Source organism: Corynebacterium sp. HMSC070E08 (assembly GCF_001808895.1).
Classification (GTDB): domain Bacteria; phylum Actinomycetota; class Actinomycetes; order Mycobacteriales; family Mycobacteriaceae; genus Corynebacterium; species Corynebacterium hiratae.
Genome location: NZ_KV794732.1, coordinates 33,199 through 54,164, shown reverse-complemented (window position 1 = coordinate 54,164; position 20,966 = coordinate 33,199). Strand labels below are relative to the sequence as shown.

General features: G+C 60.9%; 21 protein-coding genes and 2 tRNA genes. 17 read left to right on the top strand and 6 right to left on the bottom strand.

What is annotated here, in order from left to right; all coding sequences use genetic code 11:
* Nucleotides 1-2 precede the first annotated feature (2 nt).
* Nucleotides 3-446: a helix-turn-helix domain-containing protein gene (locus HMPREF2526_RS02025; protein ID WP_070510649.1), complete on the top strand. Its 444-nt coding sequence runs from the start codon at nucleotides 3-5 to the stop codon at nucleotides 444-446.
* A 58-nt stretch (nucleotides 447-504) separates the two neighbouring features.
* A complete protein-coding gene (locus HMPREF2526_RS02020) occupies nucleotides 505-1,077 on the top strand; it encodes a PIN domain-containing protein (RefSeq protein ID WP_070545529.1) in 573 nt (190 codons plus the stop codon).
* Nucleotides 1,078-1,142: 65 nt separating this feature from the next.
* On the opposite strand, the gene HMPREF2526_RS02015 is transcribed toward HMPREF2526_RS02020, so the two are convergent.
* Nucleotides 1,143-2,471 carry an AAA family ATPase gene (locus HMPREF2526_RS02015; RefSeq protein WP_070545545.1) on the bottom strand — a complete coding sequence of 443 codons (1,329 nt, stop codon included), beginning with the start codon at nucleotides 2,469-2,471 and terminating at the stop codon, nucleotides 1,143-1,145.
* A 197-nt stretch (nucleotides 2,472-2,668) separates the two neighbouring features.
* Between HMPREF2526_RS02015 and HMPREF2526_RS02010 the strand changes: the two genes are divergently transcribed.
* The 8 genes from HMPREF2526_RS02010 to HMPREF2526_RS01975 all read left to right on the top strand — a co-directional run bounded on the left by HMPREF2526_RS02010 (nucleotide 2,669) and on the right by HMPREF2526_RS01975 (nucleotide 9,298).
* Nucleotides 2,669-3,043, top strand: coding sequence for a hypothetical protein (locus tag HMPREF2526_RS02010; RefSeq protein ID WP_230308877.1), 375 nt, complete (start codon nucleotides 2,669-2,671; stop codon nucleotides 3,041-3,043).
* A 106-nt stretch (nucleotides 3,044-3,149) separates the two neighbouring features.
* Nucleotides 3,150-3,689 carry a hypothetical protein gene (locus HMPREF2526_RS02005; RefSeq protein WP_070545525.1) on the top strand — a complete coding sequence of 180 codons (540 nt, stop codon included), beginning with the start codon at nucleotides 3,150-3,152 and terminating at the stop codon, nucleotides 3,687-3,689.
* A gap of 107 nt (nucleotides 3,690-3,796) precedes the next feature.
* A tRNA-Ile gene (locus HMPREF2526_RS02000) sits at nucleotides 3,797-3,870 on the top strand.
* Nucleotides 3,871-3,987: 117 nt separating this feature from the next.
* Entirely contained in the window at nucleotides 3,988-4,437 is a 450-nt protein-coding gene (locus HMPREF2526_RS01995) for a Panacea domain-containing protein (protein ID WP_070517348.1), read from the top strand.
* A gap of 74 nt (nucleotides 4,438-4,511) precedes the next feature.
* Nucleotides 4,512-4,868 carry a hypothetical protein gene (locus tag HMPREF2526_RS01990; protein ID WP_070510638.1) on the top strand — a complete coding sequence of 119 codons (357 nt, stop codon included), beginning with the start codon at nucleotides 4,512-4,514 and terminating at the stop codon, nucleotides 4,866-4,868.
* A gap of 100 nt (nucleotides 4,869-4,968) precedes the next feature.
* Complete coding sequence (locus tag HMPREF2526_RS01985) at nucleotides 4,969-6,042, top strand: trimeric intracellular cation channel family protein (RefSeq protein ID WP_046647250.1); 1,074 nt, start codon at nucleotides 4,969-4,971, stop codon at nucleotides 6,040-6,042.
* 48 nt (nucleotides 6,043-6,090) lie between these two features.
* Entirely contained in the window at nucleotides 6,091-7,689 is a 1,599-nt protein-coding gene (locus tag HMPREF2526_RS01980) for a peptide ABC transporter substrate-binding protein (RefSeq protein WP_232745382.1), read from the top strand.
* A 43-nt stretch (nucleotides 7,690-7,732) separates the two neighbouring features.
* Entirely contained in the window at nucleotides 7,733-9,298 is a 1,566-nt protein-coding gene (locus HMPREF2526_RS01975) for a mechanosensitive ion channel family protein (RefSeq protein WP_049156835.1), read from the top strand.
* A 153-nt stretch (nucleotides 9,299-9,451) separates the two neighbouring features.
* Here HMPREF2526_RS01975 and HMPREF2526_RS01970 read toward each other — a convergent pair whose 3' ends face one another.
* Nucleotides 9,452-11,101 (bottom strand): alkaline phosphatase D family protein, encoded by a 1,650-nt coding sequence (locus tag HMPREF2526_RS01970; protein ID WP_049156837.1) that lies wholly within the window; start codon nucleotides 11,099-11,101, stop codon nucleotides 9,452-9,454.
* A gap of 154 nt (nucleotides 11,102-11,255) precedes the next feature.
* On the opposite strand from HMPREF2526_RS01970, the gene HMPREF2526_RS01965 reads away from it, so the two are divergent.
* The 3 genes from HMPREF2526_RS01965 to HMPREF2526_RS01955 all read left to right on the top strand — a co-directional run bounded on the left by HMPREF2526_RS01965 (nucleotide 11,256) and on the right by HMPREF2526_RS01955 (nucleotide 13,573).
* Nucleotides 11,256-11,927 carry an excalibur calcium-binding domain-containing protein gene (locus tag HMPREF2526_RS01965; RefSeq protein WP_070510631.1) on the top strand — a complete coding sequence of 224 codons (672 nt, stop codon included), beginning with the start codon at nucleotides 11,256-11,258 and terminating at the stop codon, nucleotides 11,925-11,927.
* A 10-nt stretch (nucleotides 11,928-11,937) separates the two neighbouring features.
* The gene (locus tag HMPREF2526_RS01960; protein ID WP_070510630.1) at nucleotides 11,938-12,741 is read left to right on the top strand and encodes a serine hydrolase domain-containing protein; all 804 of its coding nucleotides are present in this window, start codon (nucleotides 11,938-11,940) and stop codon (nucleotides 12,739-12,741) included.
* A gap of 400 nt (nucleotides 12,742-13,141) precedes the next feature.
* Nucleotides 13,142-13,573 carry a hypothetical protein gene (locus HMPREF2526_RS01955; protein WP_049156841.1) on the top strand — a complete coding sequence of 144 codons (432 nt, stop codon included), beginning with the start codon at nucleotides 13,142-13,144 and terminating at the stop codon, nucleotides 13,571-13,573.
* A 12-nt stretch (nucleotides 13,574-13,585) separates the two neighbouring features.
* On the opposite strand, the gene HMPREF2526_RS01950 is transcribed toward HMPREF2526_RS01955, so the two are convergent.
* Complete coding sequence (locus HMPREF2526_RS01950) at nucleotides 13,586-14,344, bottom strand: HAD-IIA family hydrolase (protein ID WP_158396164.1); 759 nt, start codon at nucleotides 14,342-14,344, stop codon at nucleotides 13,586-13,588.
* A gap of 17 nt (nucleotides 14,345-14,361) precedes the next feature.
* Complete coding sequence (locus HMPREF2526_RS01945; protein WP_070545523.1) at nucleotides 14,362-14,664, bottom strand: acyl carrier protein; 303 nt, start codon at nucleotides 14,662-14,664, stop codon at nucleotides 14,362-14,364.
* A gap of 26 nt (nucleotides 14,665-14,690) precedes the next feature.
* On the opposite strand from HMPREF2526_RS01945, the gene HMPREF2526_RS01940 reads away from it, so the two are divergent.
* A complete protein-coding gene (locus HMPREF2526_RS01940) occupies nucleotides 14,691-15,707 on the top strand; it encodes an alpha/beta fold hydrolase (RefSeq protein WP_070545521.1) in 1,017 nt (338 codons plus the stop codon).
* Between the two features lie 259 nt (nucleotides 15,708-15,966).
* On the opposite strand, the gene aceE is transcribed toward HMPREF2526_RS01940, so the two are convergent.
* Entirely contained in the window at nucleotides 15,967-18,723 is a 2,757-nt protein-coding gene (gene aceE / locus HMPREF2526_RS01935; protein ID WP_070545519.1) for a pyruvate dehydrogenase (acetyl-transferring), homodimeric type, read from the bottom strand.
* Nucleotides 18,724-18,896: 173 nt separating this feature from the next.
* Between aceE and HMPREF2526_RS01930 the strand changes: the two genes are divergently transcribed.
* Nucleotides 18,897-19,334 carry a DUF3052 domain-containing protein gene (locus HMPREF2526_RS01930; RefSeq protein WP_046647091.1) on the top strand — a complete coding sequence of 146 codons (438 nt, stop codon included), beginning with the start codon at nucleotides 18,897-18,899 and terminating at the stop codon, nucleotides 19,332-19,334.
* Between the two features lie 113 nt (nucleotides 19,335-19,447).
* Nucleotides 19,448-19,523 (top strand) — tRNA-Val (locus tag HMPREF2526_RS01925).
* On the opposite strand, the gene HMPREF2526_RS13765 is transcribed toward HMPREF2526_RS01925, so the two are convergent.
* Nucleotides 19,480-19,704, bottom strand: a complete 225-nt coding sequence (locus HMPREF2526_RS13765; RefSeq protein ID WP_371326138.1) for a recombinase family protein — start codon at nucleotides 19,702-19,704, stop codon at nucleotides 19,480-19,482. The genes HMPREF2526_RS01925 and HMPREF2526_RS13765 overlap by 44 nt on opposite strands.
* A gap of 334 nt (nucleotides 19,705-20,038) precedes the next feature.
* Here HMPREF2526_RS13765 and HMPREF2526_RS01920 point away from each other — a divergent pair, with 334 nt between their 5' ends.
* Nucleotides 20,039-20,731 carry a DUF2599 domain-containing protein gene (locus HMPREF2526_RS01920; protein ID WP_158013216.1) on the top strand — a complete coding sequence of 231 codons (693 nt, stop codon included), beginning with the start codon at nucleotides 20,039-20,041 and terminating at the stop codon, nucleotides 20,729-20,731.
* The last annotated feature ends 235 nt before the right edge of the window (nucleotides 20,732-20,966 follow it).

Sequence of the window (20,966 nt, the reverse complement as noted above, 5' to 3'; positions counted from 1 at the left end):
TGATGACTGCCTCTGCACTCATCAACGATCGGCTCATGATCGAAGAAACTACTCTCAAAGAGCTGAAGTCGCTGCAGACTCTCGAGGCAGCGAGCTTTCGGGTAGCAGATGAGCACGGGCGCCCAGTCCCGTTGTCGCGTGATGTTCAGCGATTGATTTCTCAGGTCTTGGCTTCTGTCGCGCAGCGAGGGGAAGTCACAATCTCTCGCATTCCTGAGGAGCTCACCAGTACAGTAGCTGCCGAGCTGTTAGGCATCTCGCGTCCAACGCTCATGAAATGGGCAAAGGAAGGAAGGATAGCTACCCACAAGCGCGGAACACATACGCGGTTTAAGCGTGAGGATGTCCTGCAGTTGAAGCGCCAGCGCGCTGAGGAACGCGTGAAAGCGTTCCAAGAATGGCGTGCATTCGAAGAGGAGAACGAGAGTTTCTTTTCACAGTCCTAGGTGCATTGAGAACTGCTAGAAACTGCACTGGGCTAACGCGGTTACTATCCTCGAGAACATGCCGCAAAAGGTATTCGTTGACGCAAACATTTTAGTGAGCCGTACAATCCTAGATTGGCTTTTTGCGCTGCAGATTGTATCTGGAGACATGTTTGTGTTCTATACGTCTCAAGACGTACTTGCGGAAACGGTACGGGCGATGCGGCGGAAACATCCCACAGCACCTGGGAGAATTATCAAGGACCGTGTCGAGAAGATCGGTGCGGTGATGGAGGAAATCATTGATGATTTTCCCGGAGACATGCCTTTCGACGGTTTGGATCGTCATGACTACCATGTCCACGCGGCGGCTTTCGCCTCACAAGCCGACATCATCCTTACTGATAACTCGCCCCAGGATATAACCATTACTGCCAGCGAGCAGCGCTACGAGATAATGAATGCGGATGCATTCCTCATGCTCATTCGCGATTCCGCTCCAAACTTAGTGATTGAATGTACGAGTCAGCAGCTGGAGTATTGGCAGAAAAGGAAGGGCTTTCAGGGCCTAGACGATGCGCTGAGGAGAGCGGGTTGCGACAATTTTGCCAGCGCTGTGCGTGAAGCCTTGCAGGCGCTCGCGCAGCGCTAGTTTCATCCGCTCAGCGCTTGTAGCCGCAGACTTTCCAGTGGTCGGTGGTGCTATAGCCCGCACTCTTAAGCCCTAACAAGCTCCTGCAGCGCATCGAGAGCCGCACGGGAGGCAGTGCCGTAGCGCTCGCGAAGGAAGCGGTGGGTGGCGTCGGGGTTGTCGAGTGACACGGATGTCTCGCTGAGGTTGTGTAGCTCTGATTCGCCGGCATCGGTCTTTTCCACTGACCAGAAGCTCTCCGGGCGTAGGCCCAGTTCGCTGGAGCGCTCAAGCACGCTGAAGGCGTGGGAGGCAAAGATGAGCTGCGCGCCGTTGACGTTGATGCTGGGCTCGCGGAAGGCATCGATGATGAAATCCAACAGCGCTGGGCGCAGGGCGGAATCCAGCTCATCAGCCACTAGGATCCCACCGCGGCGCAACGTGTCCAACACCAGGGGAGCGGTGGCCATCCAATTCTGCGTGCCCCCGGATTCATCGGTCAACTTCAGCGCGTAGTAGGAGTCACCAACTTTGTGCTCCACGATGATGGAGTGCAGTAGGGACTCGATCTCCGCATCGGAGTAAGCCTGGAACTCGTCTGGTCGGGGGATGCTGCCGGCGCTGCGGCTGAGCGCATCAATGACCGGGCGCATCTGGCGGAAGACGTGCTCGGGGATGTGGTCCTGGTTCAGCCGCACGGAGTGGATTCCCGAATCGGCCGCGCGCAGCAGCGCGGCAGCCTCATGCAGGTGCAGCTTGCCCTCACGGATGAGGGTGGTGATGCGGGAGGCAGTACTCATGGAGGTATGGCCGTGCGGCAGGTAGGACACGTCGTGCACCAGGGCGCGGGCCAGCGGGGCGAGGATGGGGTGCTCATCGCGCAGGCCAGCGGACAAGAGCAGCTCGGTGTCATCGATGGGGCCGAGCTTGGCGACGTCCCCTTCATCCATAAAGGACTTAGTCCACTGCACGTCCTCGCCGCGGGTCCGCACGAAGCAGGGGCTCCACCGAGTCGAGGGCACGCGGCTGAGCCATTCGGCATGCACGCCGGTAAAGCTCCACTGGAAGCCGTAGAGGTAGCGCACGCCGTTGAGTTCGAACTCCAGCTCAAAAGTACTGGGCAAGCGCTGTGTGCGGGGGTTGAGGCGGTAGGGGGCGTGGGGGAGTTGGTTGGGTGGGGCGTCGGCAAGCCAGGCGGTGGCGGAGGACTCGATGGCGAGCAGGGCGAAAGCGAGGGCGTTGAGGATGCTGCTCTTGCCGGAAGCGGTGGGGCCGATGAGAACGGAGATGGGATCGCTAACCTGCGCCCAGCCTTCTTCCGGGCCGGTGGAGTGCTGCCAGTCGTGGTAGAGCGTGAGCGTTTGGGTGGCGCGGATGCTGCGGAAGTTGGACACGCTAAAGGAAAGGAGCCTCATGATCACGAGACTACAAGCTCCCAGATTCTTCATCAGACAATTCTGTCCTAGGTTCGGGCGCTGAGTTCTCGCCCCATGCCTTAACCCAGCCGGCGCTGGTAGCGTTTGTTGCGTACCGCAAAAGCAACCACAGGAGGCCACGTCCTATGGGTGGGGATACTACTGAGCTGCTCGTATGTTTCGGGTTAGTGATTGTCATGGCTCTTTATTGGACCTATTACATCCGGGGCGTGCGAAAAACTCCCAGGTCGGAAAGATGGTACGACTCAGCCGATGCGGAAGGCGCCGAAAGTGATGGTGTGCTCTTCATTTATCCCTACGGCACGCTCATCATGGGCGCTGCCGGTGCCACAGGGCTGGTCGCAAATATGAACCTCCCAGAGTCCGCCGAAACGGTGCTGCTTGCCCCGATCATGGCAGCTTTCGTCATCGGAGTCATTGGTTTTACAGGCGCGTTCGGGATTCCGCTTCCGTGGCCATTTGTTCCGCGTTGGGTAGTGGATATCCGCAAAGCAAAACGTGCTCGGAGACGCGAGCGCAGGCAAGCTAGGAAAATGAAAAAGAAAGAATAGGCCTGGTAACTGACGCAGAGGCCGAAGCCAGTATGTAGTGGGTCTAGGGCTGAGCGTCGTCAGTTTTGTAGGTGAAAGTAGCGGCGATGCACGCTAGGCTTTTGGCATGAAGTATCGGAACGTTCAGATCAGCTCCGTCGCGGCGCTTGTCATGAGCCTGTTAGGCGCGGCGTTCTTTGCTTTGGGGCGGGTCATATTTGGTGTCGGCGGATGGCTCGCATTCTTTACCCTTCCGGCCGGCGGCATCGTGGTCCTTGCGCTGTTAGTTTTGTGGCTCATCCCCGTACGTACCCCGAAGGAAGATGAAGGGGGCGGAACGTACAAGGCCTTCGGGTGGCGCGAGTCGTGGGCATTCATTGCTGTGACCGTGTTCCTCTTCCTGGCCGGCTTCTTTTTGGTCGATTACGGCGATACCGACGAGAGCGTGAAATCCGCCTTCACCCAGATTGTCGGTCGGTGGGCCTTAGACCTGTCCTCGATACTCTTTTGGCTCAGCGTTTTCGGGGTGATCGCCTCCTACGTTATCGGGGTCGTTGTGTCGGTGAAGGGGCAGAAGGTCGCTGACGAAGACCAGGCGCAGAGTTCAGGCCCGGGAGACCTGGACGAGGCAAACCTTGGCGAGGATCTCAGCCAGGACGAGCCCTAAATTGCCGTTTTCTGGGCCTGCCGATTAATGTTGCTGGGAGCGGATTCGCTGCCGTACGTGGCGCACCGGCTGCGCGCTGGTGTGGGTTGCGTGGGTAGGGAATACGCGGGGCTATAGCTCAGTCGGTTAGAGCTACGGACTCATAATCCGTTGGTCCCGGGTTCGAGCCCCGGTGGCCCCACAATTCAGAGCTTCTATGCTCTCCTTTAAGCAGGTGTTTCGCGATCGATCCAACATTGAGATGTTCACATGTCTTGGGCCTGTTGTACTCTTAGCGGGAAGTGGAAGGAGGGCAAGCATGGAGCAATTTACGGCGCGGCAAATCGCCGAATGGTTTGTAGCGTGGGCTGATGAAACTGATGATGCTGACATTACGCAGCTCAAACTTCAAAAGCTTCTCTACTACGCCAAAGGGCTGCATATGCGCTCCTCCGACGGCCTGCCGCTTTTTCCTGAACGAATGGAAGCCTGGGCTCATGGTCCAGTAGTCGTGGACGTCTACCATGACGTTAAGCACTACGGAAAGCTTCCTATAGACCCCGATGAGTTCGTCTCGGATGATTTCGACTGGGATGATTACCGCGACGTTGAGCAGGACTTGATTGAGGTATGGGATAAGTATGGCCCCTACTCTGCATGGGCTCTGCGGAATAAAACCCACACCGAGTCGCCGTGGAAAAAGAACTTCGTGGAGGGCAAACGCGGGTTAGAAATAACTGATGCCGATCTGAAGAACTACTTCTGCTAGCTGTGGGCACGAAAAGTAAACGACGGGGGAGTAGGCCAACCAGAGGGGTGAGGAGCGCCCCAGATTCAAGCGTCGTGGATGCTCTTCGTAGCTCGCGGGCTGACTATCCGCTCCTGTCAACGCGATTCCTGCAGCAGGGGTGGGGCTTCGAAGAACTAGATGATTCAATGCGCGCAGAGTTTCTGGAAAAGTGGCACAAGCGGTCAGTGCTTTCATGGAAAGAGCTGGCACAGCATCCCAGGCACGGACTCGGCTCAGAGTTTATTCCGGCAAGCGCTATCAAGCCTCAGATTCCGCGGCAATTTCAGGATGTGGAGAAATTCCGGGTTTACCGTCACAAAGGGAATCTTCCTTTCGCGGGCTGGAAAGACGGGGAAGTGTTTTATGTCATTTGGATTGAGAAAGCCTACAACGAGCTCTACATGCATTAGCTCATTTTCTGAGCCTTAGCGGTCCGCCAGCTAGGCGGCGCATTGCAAGGAATAGCTCCTCAATGCGAGAGATTGCTTAGCACCCGATACGATGACCACCATGAGCGTTGTCGAGATGGACCCGTTGATCGAGTCGCTGTACTACTGGTCCGACATCATAGGTGTCCTCCTCATGGGCATCATCGGTGGCACCATGGCCCGGCAGCGCGGCTATGACATCGTGGGTTTCTTCTTCATCGCGATGTTCTCTTCCCTCGGCGGCGGCATGATCCGTGACGTGCTCATTAACCGCGGCACCGTCGCCGCAATGAGCCAGCCGGAGTATCTCTACCTGGCGTTTACTGGCGCCATCATCGCCCGCTTCGTCTACTTCAAGGGCAAAACGTGGGACTACGTGCAGTCGCATGGTGATGCGGTGGTCTCGGCCCTGTGGGCGTCGACAGGCGCGCTCAAAGCCATCGCGTATGGCCTGCCCCTGATTCCCTGCATCATGATGGGTGTGTTCACGGCTACGGGCGGCTCCATGATCCGTGACATCGCCATGGGGCGCGAGCCCGCGGTCTTTGGTGATAACACCCCCACCGTGATCCCCGCGGTGGCCTGCGCGCTGGTGGTCTTGGGCGCAGACTCGGCCGGCTACTTGGCGTGGGGGGTTATTCTCGGGCCGGTTGTGTCCTTTGTCCTCACCATGCTGGGCATCTGGGCGGGCTGGCGCGTACCCGCTCGCCAGGAATGGGCGCCGGTCAATGACACCGCGGCTTACGTCATGGTCATGGCGCGCAAGGCGGAAAGCAAGGGGCGTGCCGTGGGGCGTCGTCTAGAGCCCACGAAGCTTCGCTCCTGGCGCCACAACCAGATGGAAAAGGCCCTGCAACGCCGCATCGAGCGCGAAGTCCGAGCCGGCAAGCGCCGTGCGGAAGCCGCCATCGATGCCTCCGAATTCCTCGACTCCTTCAACGAGGAAGTCGCAGAGATGTCGGAGATGATGGAGCCGGCCGTTGCGGAAGCGGAGTCCTCCGACTTCGGTGTGGACCTAAGCGGTGACTCCTACGAGGAACAGAGCGCTGAGGGGCCAACGCCGCGCGAGCTTTTGGATCGCATCTTGGCCGATGATCAGCTCACCGATGAATTGGTGGAAAGACTCATGCGCCGATATGAAAAAAGAGATGATTAGAACCTGAGAAATGCTTTAATCTAGTGATGAAAGTGAGGTGATGGACGCGTGACGTCGAGGCGTTCTTTTCTGGGCATGCTCGCGGCGCTGGCGGTGTCGGGCGTTGCGGCCCCCACGCTGGCGGGTTGCGGAACGGAACCGGAGCGCATGGATACCTCGGGAATGAATCTCATTACTACCGATATCTCGGAGCCGCAGCGCTCCCTCATCCCGGCCGATTCCAACGACGTGCCAGGCCAAACCATCATCAACCTGGTGTACTCGGGCCTGATGTACCTGGATAAGGACGGCGGCGCCCATTACGACATGGCGGAATCCGTCACGCAGGTTGATGACACCACGTTTGACGTGCAGATTCGTGAAGACGCGGTGTTCTCCGATGGCTCGAAGGTCAGCGCGCAGGACTTCGTCGATACGTGGAATACGGCAGTGCGCCAGTCCCTGCTTTCCGCACATCACTTTGCGCCGATTCTCGGTTTCAATGAAGGCAGGAAGGAGATGCGCGGGCTGACGGTGACGGGGGAGAAGTCCTTCCGCATTGAGCTCTCGCGCCCCACGGCGGGCTTCATTGAACGCTTGGGTTATTCCGTCTTTTTCCCCATGCGCTCTGCGGATCAGGACAAGCTGAGTGAGCGCGGCACGGACCCGATTGGCAGCGGGCCATACCTGTTGGCCTCGTGGGAACGTGAGAAGGCGTTGACCCTCGTGCCGAACCCGCGTTATAAAGGGCCGCGACACCCGCAGAATGAGGGCATTAAGTTCGTCGTGTACGCCTCGGAGGAGCAGGCCTACGAGGATCTTGTGGCGGGCCGGCTGGACGTGCTGACGCGCATCCCGGCGGAGAAGCTCGGAAGCTTCGAAAAGGAGCTCGGCGCGCGGGCCCTTACTAAGCCTGGCGGTTCGATCATGGAGATCACCATTCCCGCCAACGATGCCAATTTCCGCGGCGAGGCTGGCCGCCTGCGCCGCCGGGCCCTGTCCATGGCGGTAGACCGAGAAAAGATTGCGCGGGACATCTTCCACGACCGAGTGACTCCGGCCAACAGCTTCGTAGCGCCGCTCTTCGGCTCCCCACCGCCTGCGCCGGAAGGTGCTGACGTGCTGACCTACCAGCCGGATAGAGCCCGCGAGCTGTGGGAACAGGCGGAGAAGCTAGACCCCTTTAAGGGGACGTTCAGCATCGCGTTTAACGCCGATGGCGGCCACAAGACGTGGGTCGATGCGGTGGCTCAGCAGGTGACGGATACCCTCGGTGTGCTCGCCGAAAGCAAGGAATTTGGGACCTTGAAGGAATTGCGTCGAGAGGTCACAGCGCGGCACATTACCGGTGCTTTCAGGACGATTTGGCAGGCGGAATTTCCGGATGAGTCGACCTTCCTGGTGCCGCTGTTTGCCTCCTATTCCTCAGAAAACGAGTCAGGTTTTCGCAGCACCGAATACGACGAGTTGCTGAAGAAGGTAGGCCAGGCGAAGGACCGGGAGGAGGCCCAGGAGTACTACTTGCAGGCCCAGGAGCTGTTGCTGGAGAAGATGCCGGCGATTCCGCTGTGGACGACTAAGGCATTCAGCGCCTACGGCAAGGACATCATCCCTGCTGGCTACACGTGGAAGCCCACTCCGAACTACTATCTCATCCACCGCGCTTGAGATTCCAAGGGTTCTGTCAGGCTGTAGGACTAGGCTTGGCGCAATGCTGAAGTATTACTTTTTCGCCATTTGGCAGGCCTTCGTTGACCATGGTTTGCCACTGCTAGGAATGCTGTTGTTGGCGATTCTCATCCCGCGCATCGGCCGCTTGGCGGTGCGGGTCATTGAGTCCCGCCTCGATGAAAACCAAGAGTCCACCAAGGCGCGCTTGGCGCTGGCCGGCGCGCTGGTCTATGTGGCACAGGCGGTGGCGTACTTCCTGCTCGTGTTGGCGGCGCTGGCCAACGTTGGAGTGCCTCCCCTGGGCGCGGCCATCCCGGCAACCGTGGTCTCGGCTGCCGTCGGTTTCGGCGCACAGTCGATCATCGGTGATTTCCTCGCCGGTTTCTTTATCCTCTCGGAAAAGCAGTTCGGTGTGGGTGACTATGTCAGCTTCGACGGCGTGACCGGCGTGGAGGGCACCGTCGTATCGCTGACCTTGCGCACAACGACGGTGCGTACGCCGACCGGTGAAGTTGTCATGGTGCCGAACGGTTCGGCGGGCGTGGTCACAAATTACTCGCAAGAGTGGTCGCGCGCGGTGGTGGATATTGCCATCCCGGTCCATGAGGGCGATTCCGTGCAGGATCTGACCGAACAGGTAGAGAAGATTTCACAACGCGCCATCGATACCCCGGACATCCGCGCGGACGTGGCTGGTGAGCTCGACGTTCTGCCCGCTACTGGGTTGGTTGCTCCCACGGTGGCCGGCCAGCCATGGCAGGTGAAGTACCGCGTCTTGGTGCAGGTCAACCCCGCACGCCAGTGGGCGGTGGAGCGCGCGATCCGCTCGGCGCTGCTGTCTTCCTTCTGGGACCTGTACAAGCTGCCTAACGCTGAAAACGTCGCGGGTGAGGTACTGGAGGTGCTGGGCGGCGCGGTGGATGCCGATGCCCCCACTACCGTCATGCCGGCGGCAGGCGCTAACACCGAGTCGAGACAAGAGAGCTCGGCATCCGAGACGGAGGCTGTGGCCGCCGACGCTGTCGCTGACGCGGCCGCCGAAGCGCAAGACAGCAAGGATGACGGCCCAGGGCGCCCGGCCTATTCGGCCGAACCCGACGACGAGGAAGAGGATGATTACGGCCGCGGTATCTGGCGCGCGGATAAGCCGGAGAACAAGTGGGACTCCTTCTGGACGCTTGGCGGGCGCGTGCGCCGCTCCACTACAGGGCTTATCGCCGGGCTCGGCGCGATCAGTGTGCTGCTGTTAGCGTCCGCCAACCCAGACGGAGTGGAGAATGCCGGGTGGCTATCACCCTCGCGCTGGATGGGACAATCAGAGACAACGTCCGAGTCCACTCAGCCCTCCGAACCTTCGCCAACGCCACAAACCGCGCCGCAGGACGAGCCTTCCTATGTCTCGACGCCCGAGGAGCCGGTGGAAAGCGTGCAGGGCACAGTCACTGATAGCACCCCGGACAGTGAGGCCACCTTCGCACCTGTGAATCCAGGGGAACCGACAACCCAAACACCAGCGGAGGAAGGGGTCTCCGAAACTCCTGCGCCCACCGAGGGCGCACAGGCTACCGCTACTGAAGGGGCCTCGGAGCCTTCCGCCGAGATGTAGACCCGAAGGGGGTAGAGAGGCGCTGCACAGAGAGAGGTGAGAGAGACGCTTGGAGAGGGCGCACGAGAGATATGAGTGATAGGGAAGTGCAGCGGCGTAATGCGCTACACCTTATGTATCGGCCCATCGCCACCGATCGTTAACGCAAGCAAGCTAGCTCACAACTCCCGCGCCCGGCCTATAGGTCAGCGCATGCGCCTGCCTCACGGGGGAACCCGGCCTGAGTACATCATCCACGCGCAGCCAGTGCATCTGGGCTTCCTCGCGGCTCAGCGTGACGAAGCAATAGCCGTGGCTATCCAGCTCGACGTGGTGGCACTGCGGGTTGGCCTGGCGTAATACCTGTTCGGCGAGGCGGGAGACAGTATTGCCCGCGCGTAGGTTGAGCGCCTCGTTGATATTGGGTGCCGACACGGACCCGCACACCATCTCCGCGGCAACCACCTCCTCGTCCTTGCTAATCGTATGCGCCCATTCGGTGTGGATATCGCCGGTGAGGAACAGGGCGTGGGCAGGGGAGGCGCGGAGGGCGTCGATAAGCGCGCGGCGTTCTGCGGAGTAACCATCCCACTGGTCCCCGTTGACGGGAATCCCCGTGATGTTCTTCGTCAGGGCGGCAGCCACCTGTGCGGTCAGCGAATTCTCCTGCAGTGACACCAGATTCAGCGGGGCAAACATCACCGAATTCCCCAGCAGATTCCACGTGGCCTGCGAGGTCTCAATCTTTCCCAGCAGCCAGTCATACTGCTCCGAGCCCAGCATGCTCCGGCCCTCTTTCATAAACGCCACTGGGTTCCACGGCGTCTGCTGGTCGCGGTAGGTGCGCAGGTCCATCATGGTCAGCTCCGCCAAATCGCCGAAGGTCAGTGAGCGGTACAGATGCCCGTCCTCGGAAGGCGCGGTGGCGCGCACGGGCATCCACTCGAAGTAGGCGCGCATGGCCGCCGTTTGTCGTTCCTGCCAGCTTCCTTCCGTAGCGGGGTCGTGGTTCTCCGCGCCGCCGGCCCAGTTATCGTTGGCTGTTTCATGGTCATCCCACACCACGATCCACGGCAGAGCGGCATGCGCTGCCTGCAGGTCGGGGTCGGTGCGGTAGCGCCCGTAGCGCGTGCGGTAATCCGCCAGCGTGGTGATCTCGTGCGCGGGGTGGTGCAGGCGCACCGGCCCAAACCCGGAGTATTCGCCGGCGGCGTACTCGTAGATGTAATCGCCTAAGAACACCATGTAATCCAGCTGCCCGGAGTGCGCGCGCCGGGCGATGTCCGCGTAAGCACTGAAGAAGCCCGACTCCCAATTCGCGCAGGAGGCGACCCCAAACGTGAGCTGCTCCGGCGAGGCGGTGGCCGCGGGTGCGGTCTTGGTCCGCCCGATGGGGGAGGAGACACCATCGACGAGGAAGCGATAAAAATATTCGGTGTCCGGCTGCAGGCCGTGCGGGTCCACGTGGACAGTATGGTCACGGCTTGCGGAGGCAACCACAGTGCCGCGCTTGACGACGTCCCTCATCTCCCCATCCGCTGCCACCTCCCACTCCACGGTGACCGAAGGGCCTACGCCGCTGCCCGGCAGTGCCTCCTCGGTGGGCGTGATGCGCGTCCAGAGGATGACTGAATCCGGAATCGGATCGCCGGATGCCACTCCGTGCACGAAGGGCAGCGTGCCCGCGGGCGGCTCTACTAGCCCGAGGGAGGAGGTGGACGTGGGATCGGCTGCCGATGCTGAAGAGGCGACGAGGGAGGCGGCGGTGGCTGTGGCTAATCCAGAGGCGTGGAGGAGGCGGCGACGAGTCAGAGAGCGGCGCATGGCTCTACGGTTTCTCTGCTGAGGCGGTGTCGCAACTCGGGGACAGAGAATTCGCCCGCCGGTCAGGTGTGGTTTTCCGTGGCTTCACGTGTGCTTTACCCCTTGGGGTGGAGCAATTTCTTGCGGGGTGAGTTACGGGCTATAACTTATGCCTATGAAGAAGTTCTCTCGCGCGGTTCTCGCCGCCTCTGTCTCTGTTTCTCTCTCCCTGTCCGTTGTCGTCCCCGCTCAAGCGGAGACCGGCGCATCCTACGAGGAGGCCCCCACCGCGGTTTCCTCTCCGTCTGATACGGGCGACCTCGAGTCCGGCCTGTCTTCGGAGCTGGACGTTGAATCCTCCAGCAAGGAGCTGGGCTCCTCCACCGAAGGCACTGGCTCCTCCAACCAGGAGGAAGATGACGCCGAATTCGAGCAGTCTTCCCAGGGCGAAAGGATTGCCTTGGGCCTGGGCATTAGCGCAGCGCTTCTCGCGGCCATCGCCGGCGGCGTGTTCTGGGCCGTGCAGCAGGGAATCATCCCGAACCCGCTGCCGGGCGTGATTCCTTCGCCGAAGGCACAGGAGCCCGCACCGGCACCTGCTCCGGCCCCTGCTCCGGCCCCCGCGCCCGCACCGCAGCCAGCTCCGGAACCGGCTCCTGCGCCGGCTCCCGCCCCTGCGCCTGCACCTGCCCCCGCACCGAAGCCGGCACCGGCTCCGGCCTACTACTCTCGCTGCGCCGATGTGTGGAACGCGCTGGGCCGCCCCATCTACCCGAGTGACCCGGGCTTCCGTTCCAAGTTTGACCGCGATGGTGATGGCGTAGGCTGCGAGCGCGATCCTCGTTAAGCTGGAGCGCATGAGCGCTTTTTCTTCTCTTGAGTCCTGGCCCGTCGATACCGTTGCCGGTGCCTTGCTGCACCGCGGTGAGGTAGTAGAACAGGTCGGTGATGTCTCCCGCCGCTTCCCAGTAGCCTCCGTGACCAAGCTGGTGGCCGCCTATGGGGTGATGGTGGCAGTGGAGGAGGGCGCTGTGGAGCTGGATCAGCCTGCCGGTCCTGAAGGCTCCACGCTGCGCCACCTGTTGGCCCATGCCTCGGGGGTGGGCTTTGATACACGCGAGCCTCAAAAACCGGTGGGCGAGCGCCGTATCTACTCCTCGGCGGGCTATGAGTGGGCCGCCGAGGTAGTCGAGTCTGCAACCGAGATTCCTTTTGTTGACTACCTTGCGGAAGGCGTGTGCGCTCCGCTGGGTATGCAGGCCACCACCCTGGAAGGCTCGGCCGGGCACGGCTTGGTTTCTAGTGTGGAGGACCTAGCCGCCTTTGCCGCCGAGGTGTACGCGCCGCGTTTGCTGGATTCCTCCACCGTGGAAGACATGCGCAGCGTCCAGTTCCCCGGGCTGCGCGGGATTGTGCCGGGCTACGGCAGCTTCAAGGACTGCACGTGGGGGTTGGGCTTTGAAATCCATGGCGAAAAGAAGCAATGGATGGGCGGCTTGCCAGCCGATGCCGTGGGGCATTTCGGCATGAGCGGAACCTACCTGTGGGTGGCCGGTGAGTGGGCGATGGTGGCGCTCACGGACCGCGACTTCGGAGACTGGTGCAAGCCGCTGTGGGCCGAGACCAATACGGCGATCTGGGAGGAGTGCCAGGCGCGCTAGCCATAGCCGCGGTGAAGAACTTGGATGGCGTAGCGGCGCACCGACAGGCGCCACAACGGGGGTAGTGGGGCACCTGTGGCGACCGCGCGCACATGATGCTCGTGAGCCCTCATGTGGCGAATGTGGTTAATGGGGTGAATTTCCGGGCGAAAGTCTCAACCTGATATTGAGGCAGTGGGGGCTTAAGTGCAGGTTGAGGGTTGTTGTGGCCTAAGTGGCAGGGGAAAATCGTGGGCACACAATGACGCACCGAGTGGCCACATACCGTGGCCACACCAATCGGTGTTCGCGCCTCGGCGCGAGTGGCGTGATGAAGACTAGTTCGTAGGGGAAGACGAAGCTCGTCTTGCGTCGGCGCATGCCGGCGTGCCATCACTCGCACGTCAAAGGAGTTTAAGGAGTGAATCAACGCGTTCACCCGCAGGTAGCCGGTGCAACCGAGCCGGCCCCTTCAGCCAGCCCACTTGGCAGCCCAGCGGATACGTGGCCCAACCGCGCCTGCGGTGAGGTCTGCACCGCCGTGCTGCAGATCTCGGGCATGCCGCGCAGCCTGCGCCCGGCCATCGAGCGCGCCATGGCTCGCTGTATTCGCAGCGAAAGCGAATTCATCGTCCCCGGCGATGACCCGCTGACCGCCCAGTGGTGTACCCGCTGGCGCCGGGACCCGCTGTGGGACGTTGTCGGCATAAAAGCCGACAACGCAGGCTGCACCGGAATCGGTTGCCAGCAAGTGCTCACCGGAACGCCCAGCGAATTGGAAGCGCTGGGCCGCGCGGTGGAGATGCTGGCGGGGGAGTACGGTTTTCGGGGCGTCGTCAAGCGTGCGGTCTAAGTCGGTGAAGGCCTAGTCCGCGAAGGGATCGAAGATGCGCTCCGGCAGGTCCGCCACGGAGTCAATGATGCGCGTCGGGCGGAAAGGATAGCGCTCGATGATGCGGTCATCGCTGATGCCGGAGCGCACCAGGATGCTGCGCATGCCGGCCTCGAGGCCTGACTTGACGTCGGTATCCATGCGGTCACCGATCATGACGGTGTTTTCCGAGTGTGCGCCGATGTTGTTTAAGGCGCTGCGCATCATGACCGGGTTCGGCTTGCCCACGTAGTAGGGCTCGCGGTTGGTCGCCGCGGTGATGAGTGCGGCCACAGCACCCGTGGCCGGCAGCACGCCCTGCGGGGCCGGGCCCGTGACGTCCGGGTTAGTGGCAATGAAGCGCGCGCCGTTGCGGATGAGATTGATGGCCGTGGTGATGGCTTCAAAAGAATAGGTGCGGGTCTCGCCCAAGACCACGAAGTCCGCTTCTCGGTCGTTGAGGATCCAGCCGGCCTCGTGCAGCGCGGTGGTCAGGCCGGACTCGCCCACGACATAAGCCGTGGACAGCCCTGCCTGGTTGGAGAGGAAGGCCGCCGTGGCCGTCGCCGAGGTCCAGATACGCTCGGCCGGGATATCCAGTCCTGTGTTCTGAAGGCGTGCTGACAGGTCCCGCGGAGTGGACATCGAGTTATTGGTCAGCACCATGTACTCGATGTTGTTGTCCTTCAGCGCTTGGATGAATTTATCCGCGCCGGGAATCATCTCCCCTTCCTTGATGAGGACGCCGTCCATGTCAGAGAGGTAAGAAATCACGAGTGTTCCTCCACGTAGTCAGCAAGTTCGCCCACCGTGGTTACGGAGAGCATGGTTTCTTCATTAAGGCGGACCCCGCAGGCTTCCTCGAGGCGCACGGCTAATTCGATGCGCTCGAGTGATTCAACCCCCAGGTCCTCCAGCTTTGCTTCGCGCTCTAGTTCTTCCTCCACGCCGGTTACCTTCGTGATGAGGCGGGTGAGCTCGCTATAGGCGTCGCCGGTGGGTGCAGAATCCTGCTCTTCGGCCGGCGCGGAGCCGAAACGGGCTTGGAGTTGCGCTGAAAGGTCATTAGCCATGGGGCCCAGTCTAGTATTGAAATGTCATGGTTATTCGAGCACGTTCCTCCGCCGTCGCGCGCAGCTGGTCGCGCCGGGTTCGCCCCCGCATGCGCGCCATCGAGCACGCCGTCCACAATGAGCTGCATGATCTCACGACTGAACCGGGCCTGACTGCGGTGAGCGACTCGGGCTTCGTCGACAACGACGGCGTGCGCGTGGCGTGGTACGAGGTGGGCCCGGAGGACGCGGAGGTCACCGCGGTCTTCATCCACGGCTATTGCCTGTCTGCTGAGAGCTTCTATTCCCAGGTCAACGACGTGCGCCGCAACTATCCCACGGTGCGCTGCCTGCTTGTCGACGTTCGCGGCCACGGCCAATCCACCCACGTCGCCCCCGCGCAGTGCACGGTTCGGGGCGCGGCCGACGATGTGCTGGCCGTCATCGCTGAGCGTGCCGCCGAGGGGCCGTTGGTGCTGCTTGGGCACTCGATGGGCGGAATGATTGCGCTTAACCTGCTGCGCCGCGCACCGCGCCAGATCTTTGACCGCGTTGAGGGGATGGCGCTGGTGGCCACCTCTATGCAGCGCTTTGCCGCCGCAGGCGTGGCTCGCATCTTGGAATCGAAGACCCTCGGCGCGGTCTACCGCGCGTGCTTGAAGCTGCCCCGTCGGCTCAACCGGGTGCGCTTTGAGGTAGCGGCTGTCATCGCCCCGGCTTTCGCGGCGCTGCTGCAGGGCTTCCCACAAATGGACAAGCTGCAATTCCACGTGGCGATGCTGCTGGATACGCCGATGTCGAGCTATGCGGGCTTCTTCGATGACTTGGTGGAGCACTCTGAGTTCGGCGCAACGGCCCGGCTGCGCAGCGTGCCGGGCGAAATCGTGGTGGGCCAGCATGACATCGTGACCCCGCACCGCCAATCGGAGGTGATTGCCCGCCACTGGCCGGACTCCACCCTGACCGTCGTCGACGGTGCTGGCCACATGGTCATCTTGGAAGAGCCCAGCGAGGTCTCCAAGGCCTTGGGCCGGGTCCTCGATCGCGTGCTCGGTGGCGACTAAGCCGCGCTAATGCCGGCTAAGTCCTTTGTCGACAGCGGCAGGGCCTTTTGTTGGCGGTGGCTGAGCCCCGCGCGGTGGTCGAACTACCCGTTCTGCCAAAGATAGAGCCTCTGATTCAAGATCTGGCCAGAACTTTGGCAACAACGACAGCTGGCCGCCCTGGGTTTAGGCAAAAAGAATGCCCCTCCTACCCACAATGGGGCAGAAGGGGCCGGAGGGCTTGGGGCTGTTAAGCCCTAAGCCTTAATCCTCATCAGCCTTAATCCTCGTCGGAGGAGGTGGAGATGGTGGCGGTCGGGTCGTCGAGCTTCAGCTCGCGAGCTGCCTTCTCCACGGTGCTGCGCTCCACCTTGTCCTCGCGGGCCAGGCCCTCGAGGACGGCGACGACGATGGACTCGGCGTCGATGTTGAAGTAGCGGCGAGCGCCTTCGCGGGTATCGGAGAATCCGAAGCCATCTGCGCCCAGGACGATGTAGTCGCCCGGGACGTAGGGGCGAATCTGCTCCTGCAGGTCCGTAGCGAAGTCGGAGACACCGACGAACGGCCCCTCGAAGCCCTTGAGCTGGGAGGTAGCGAAAGCCTCGGTCGGCTCCGTGCCCTTGCGCAGTGCCTCCTGGTTACGGGCAGCGCCGTCGCGAGCCAGGTTGACCCACGAGGTGACGGAGAACAGCGAAGCCTTGACATCGAAGTCCTCAGCCAGGATCTCCTGGGCGCGCAGGGCCTCGTACATGCCCACACCGGAGGCCAGGATGTTGGCTGGGATGGAGCCGGACTCGGCGGTGTTGTAGTGGTAGATGCCCTTGTGCAGGCCCTCGACGTCGAGGTTCTCCGGCTCAGCAGGCTGCTTGACCGGCTCGTTGTACACGGTGATGTAGTACATGATCGGCTCGTTGTCCTCGCCGTACATGCGCTCAATACCGCGCGGAACCAGGTGAGCGATCTCGTAGCCGAAGGCCGGGTCGTAGACCTCCACGGCCGGGTTGGTCGACGCCAAGATCGGGGAGTGGCCGTCCATGTGCTGCAGGCCCTCACCGGTCAGGGTGGTGCGGCCGGCGGTAGCACCGATGATGAAGCCGCGGCCCAGCTGGTCGGCAGCAGCCCAGAAGGCATCGCCGGTGCGCTGGAAACCGAACATCGAGTAGAAGATGTACAGCGGAATCATCGCCTCGCCCTGGGTGGCGTAGGAGGTAGCAGCCGCGGTGAAGGAGGCTGCGGCACCGGCCTCGGAAATGCCCTCGTGCAGAATCTGACCATCCGTGGCCTCGCGGTAGGAGAGCATGAGGTCGTGGTCCACCGGAACGTAGTTCTGGCCACGCGGGTTCCAGATCTTGAGAGTCGGGAACCAAGAGTCCATACCGAAGGTGCGGGCCTCATCCGGAATGATCGGCACGACGCGCTTGCCCAGCTCCTTGTCGCGCATGAGCTCCTTGAAGGTACGCACCAGCGCCATGGTGGTGGCGACGTCCTGCTTGCCGGAACCCTTGCGGACCGAGCGCAGCTTGGACAGATCCGGGGTGGTCAGCGTCTCGAAGTTCTCGCGGCGCTCCGGCAGGAAGCCGCCCAGCTCTTTACGACGCTCCAGCATGTACTTGATCTCCGGAGCATCCTTGCCCGGGTGGTAGTACGGCGGCAGGTACGGATCTGCTTCGAGCTGCTCGTCGCTGATCGGGATGCCCTGCTTGTCGCGGAAGAGCTTCAGATCCTCCAGCGTCAGCTTCTTCATCTGGTGGGTAGCGTTGCGGCCCTCGAAGTTGTGGCCCAGGCCGTAGCCCTTAATGGTGTGGGCCAGGATGACCGTCGGGCGGCCGGTGCCAGCGTAGCTCAACGCCTTGTCGTATGCGGCGTAGATCTTGCGGTAGTCGTGGCCACCGCGGCGCAGTGCCCAAATCTCATCATCGGACATGTCTTCCACCAGCTTGAGCGTGCGCTCATCGCGGCCGAAGAAGTGCTCGCGCACGTAGGCGCCGTCGTTAGCCTTGAAGGTCTGGTAGTCACCATCAGACGTGGTGTTCATGATGTTGACCAGGGCGCCGTCCTTGTCGGCTTCCAGCAGCTTGTCCCAGCCGCGGCCCCAGACAATCTTGATGACGGACCAGCCGGCACCGCGGAAGAAGGACTCCAGCTCCTGAATGATCTGGGTGTTACCGCGCACCGGACCATCGAGACGCTGCAGGTTACAGTTCACCACGAAGGTCAGGTTATCCAGCTCATAGAGGGAAGCCATCTGCAGCAGACCACGGGACTCCGGCTCATCCATCTCGCCGTCGCCGAGGAAGGCCCAGACATGCTGCTTGGAGGTGTCCTTGATGCCGCGGGTCTCCAGGTACTTATTGAAGCGTGCCTGGTAGATAGCGTTGATGGGGCCCAGGCCCATGGACACGGTGGGAAACTCCCAGAAGTCCGGCATCAGGCGTGGGTGCGGGTAGGACGGCAGACCATTGCCCTCGCCGCGGGAGTGCTCCTGGCGGAAGCCATCGAGGTCTTCCTCGCTCAGGCGGCCCTCCATGAAGGCGCGGGCGTAGACACCCGGGGAGGCGTGGCCCTGGAAGAAGACCTGGTCGCCGCCGGAGGGATCATCCTTGCCCTTGAAGAAGTGGTTCAGGCCCACCTCATACAGCGGGGCAGCGCCTGCGTAGGTGGAGATGTGGCCACCGACGCCGATGCCCGGGCGCTGTGCGCGGTGCACCATGATGGCCGCGTTCCAGCGGATCCAGCGGCGGTAGCGCTTCTCCAACTCCTCATCGCCCGGGAACTCTGGCTCCAGGGAGGTAGGGATGGTGTTAACAAAATCCGAGGACGTCAGCGACGGCAACGGCACGCGCTTGGCGGTAGCGCGCTCAAGAAGGCGCAGCATGAGGTAGCGGGCGCGCTCCGGATCGGAAGAATCTAGAAGACCGTCGAGGGAGTCCATCCACTCGCGGGTCTCCTCGGGGTCGGAGTCATGCAGGTATGCTGCCACGCCATCGCGAACGATGGGAAAGTTGGAGTCGCCGTTGTGGGCGTCCAAGTCGGCCATTAAATCCTCCTGGGTCGTAGTACACAGATCTTGCTCTAGGATACGCGCCCCTTTCGCGGTGGGTCACTCGGAGGCCCCCACGGGTGGTTTTATGGGGGAAAATGTCCACCTCTGGGGAGGAACGGGGGAGGTTTGACGCGAAAAAGTGCACCGTAGCCGTTAAAATACTCTGCATGACATCAACTACTTCATCGGAAGGAACTCAACGAGTGACGGGATTTGCAGCCAAGCTCGGCATCGAGGAGGGCCAGATTGCCCTAGAACTTGGTTGGGACGAAGACTGTGACTCCACGATTTCTGAGTCCATCGAGGACGTGTTGGGGGAGGACTTCCTCGAGGAAGAGACCGACGAGTTGTGCGACCTTGTGCTGCTGTGGTGGCGCGCGGAGGACGGCGACTTGGTCGATGGGCTGGTGGATGCCACCCGTCCCTTGGGCGATTCCGGCCGCATCTGGCTGCTGACCCCAGGAGCTGGAAAGCCAGGCAACTTGGAGCCAGGCGAGATCTCCGAATCTGCACAATTGGCCGGCCTCGTACAGACCAAGGCCGAGCGCCTCGGCGAGTGGCAGGGGTCCTGCCTCGTGGCCCGCGGCTACACCAAGAAGCCCTAAGGAATAATCGCAGGATGTACCTGCTCACGCGGCATTCGCAGCGGCGAATCACACCCCGATTTGTTGCTGCGGGTGCCCATGGGCTAATCTTGTTCGAGCACACCAAGTGCACTGCGGCTTTAGCTCAGCTGGAAGAGCAACTGGTTTACACCCAGTAGGTCGGGGGTTCGATCCCCTCAGGCCGCACCAAATGAAACCCCTTTCCGTTAAGTCGGAGAGGGGTTTCGTCGTGCTCGGAGGCCGGTGCTCTAGGGAGGGGTTGAGGGCCGCTTTGATGGTCGGTGTAGATGCGGACTGCTCCGGCTGCTTTGAGTTGGGTGTGTTGGCGTTCGGGGTTTTGGTCGGTAGTGCTGACGCGGGCGTAGCCGATGATTTGGCCGGCAATGCCCGTGGAGTGTTCGGTTGGGTATACCTCAAAAGGCTGCCACTCGCCCCAATTCGATATCCACTCCCCTCTACGAATGTACGGATGCGTAACGGTGCTCCATGTACAAGTGGAACTAATGCTTACGAAAATGAATTAGGTCACAAAAGCGTGACCAGTGTTTATGTAGATGATGTTTATGCAGATGAATGATCATTGTTAGCAAATAGTTATTGACTACATTTTTCATTAGCCGTAGGTTTGAGGTAAGCCGGTGACGAGCCGGGCATCTTGGAAATCTGGAAAAGAGGTCATCATGTTAAAAAAGGGGCTGACGTGCGTGAGCGCCACGGCATTGTTTGCACTGAGTTCGACATTTTCAGTGCAGGCTTCCGCAGATGAGGTAAACAAATACGTTCCCGTAGAGGGGAGCGATGTGTCAGTGATTGGAGCTAACACCGATTCCAGTGGTGGCGAAACAGAGGCGCAACTGAAGGCGGGGGATAGCTTTCGCATTGAGGGGCCAGCCGGAACCAAAGTAAACCTGCTGGGCGATTCCAACTTCCTTGAAGTAGTAAAACCTGGCGGTGAAGTGGGGCTCTACGCAGTCGCACCAGCTGGCCTTGAATTTGAGGTCGAAGACACTGTGGTGACGGTCGTTGATCTTCCCTCCAACCAAGTTGCGGAGCGTGCAGCCGCCGAAAGTAATGATGAACCAATCAGGGCTGCTTTTGGACTGTCCCTAATCGACCGTGTGGACATTGTAAAACAGCCCGAAGGTACGCGATACAAGGTCTTTCCTACGGTCTTGGGAAGGGCAATGCGGTCACCAATCCCTGAAACTGCAGGTTGGAATGAAGCAAAATCCAAGGGGGTTGCGGATACTGGAAGCCTCCACAACCAGTTTGTGTGTCACCCGCTATCTCAAGTCGCCCGAGTTAAGCCTAGTTGGAACTTGGAGGATTGGCGCCCTGATGTTGGACTTCCTAGAACAATAGCCGAACGATGTAATCCGGGTGAGGGAGACGATTAACCACACAAACCCGCGCTAAAACAGCAAACATGTATTGAGGAGGATGGCATTGACGCGTAAACAGAAAAGCGCAGCCTACTGGTCGAGCGTTACTGTCGTTGTAGTGCTGTTCATCGCAACGCTTGTAATCAATTATCTAGCAGGACTAAGTGCTGATGAATCATACTTTGGAGCACATTGGTGGCATCGTCTGGCGTGGGTTACGCCACTGTTGTTCTTGGCTTCTTTGATTTGG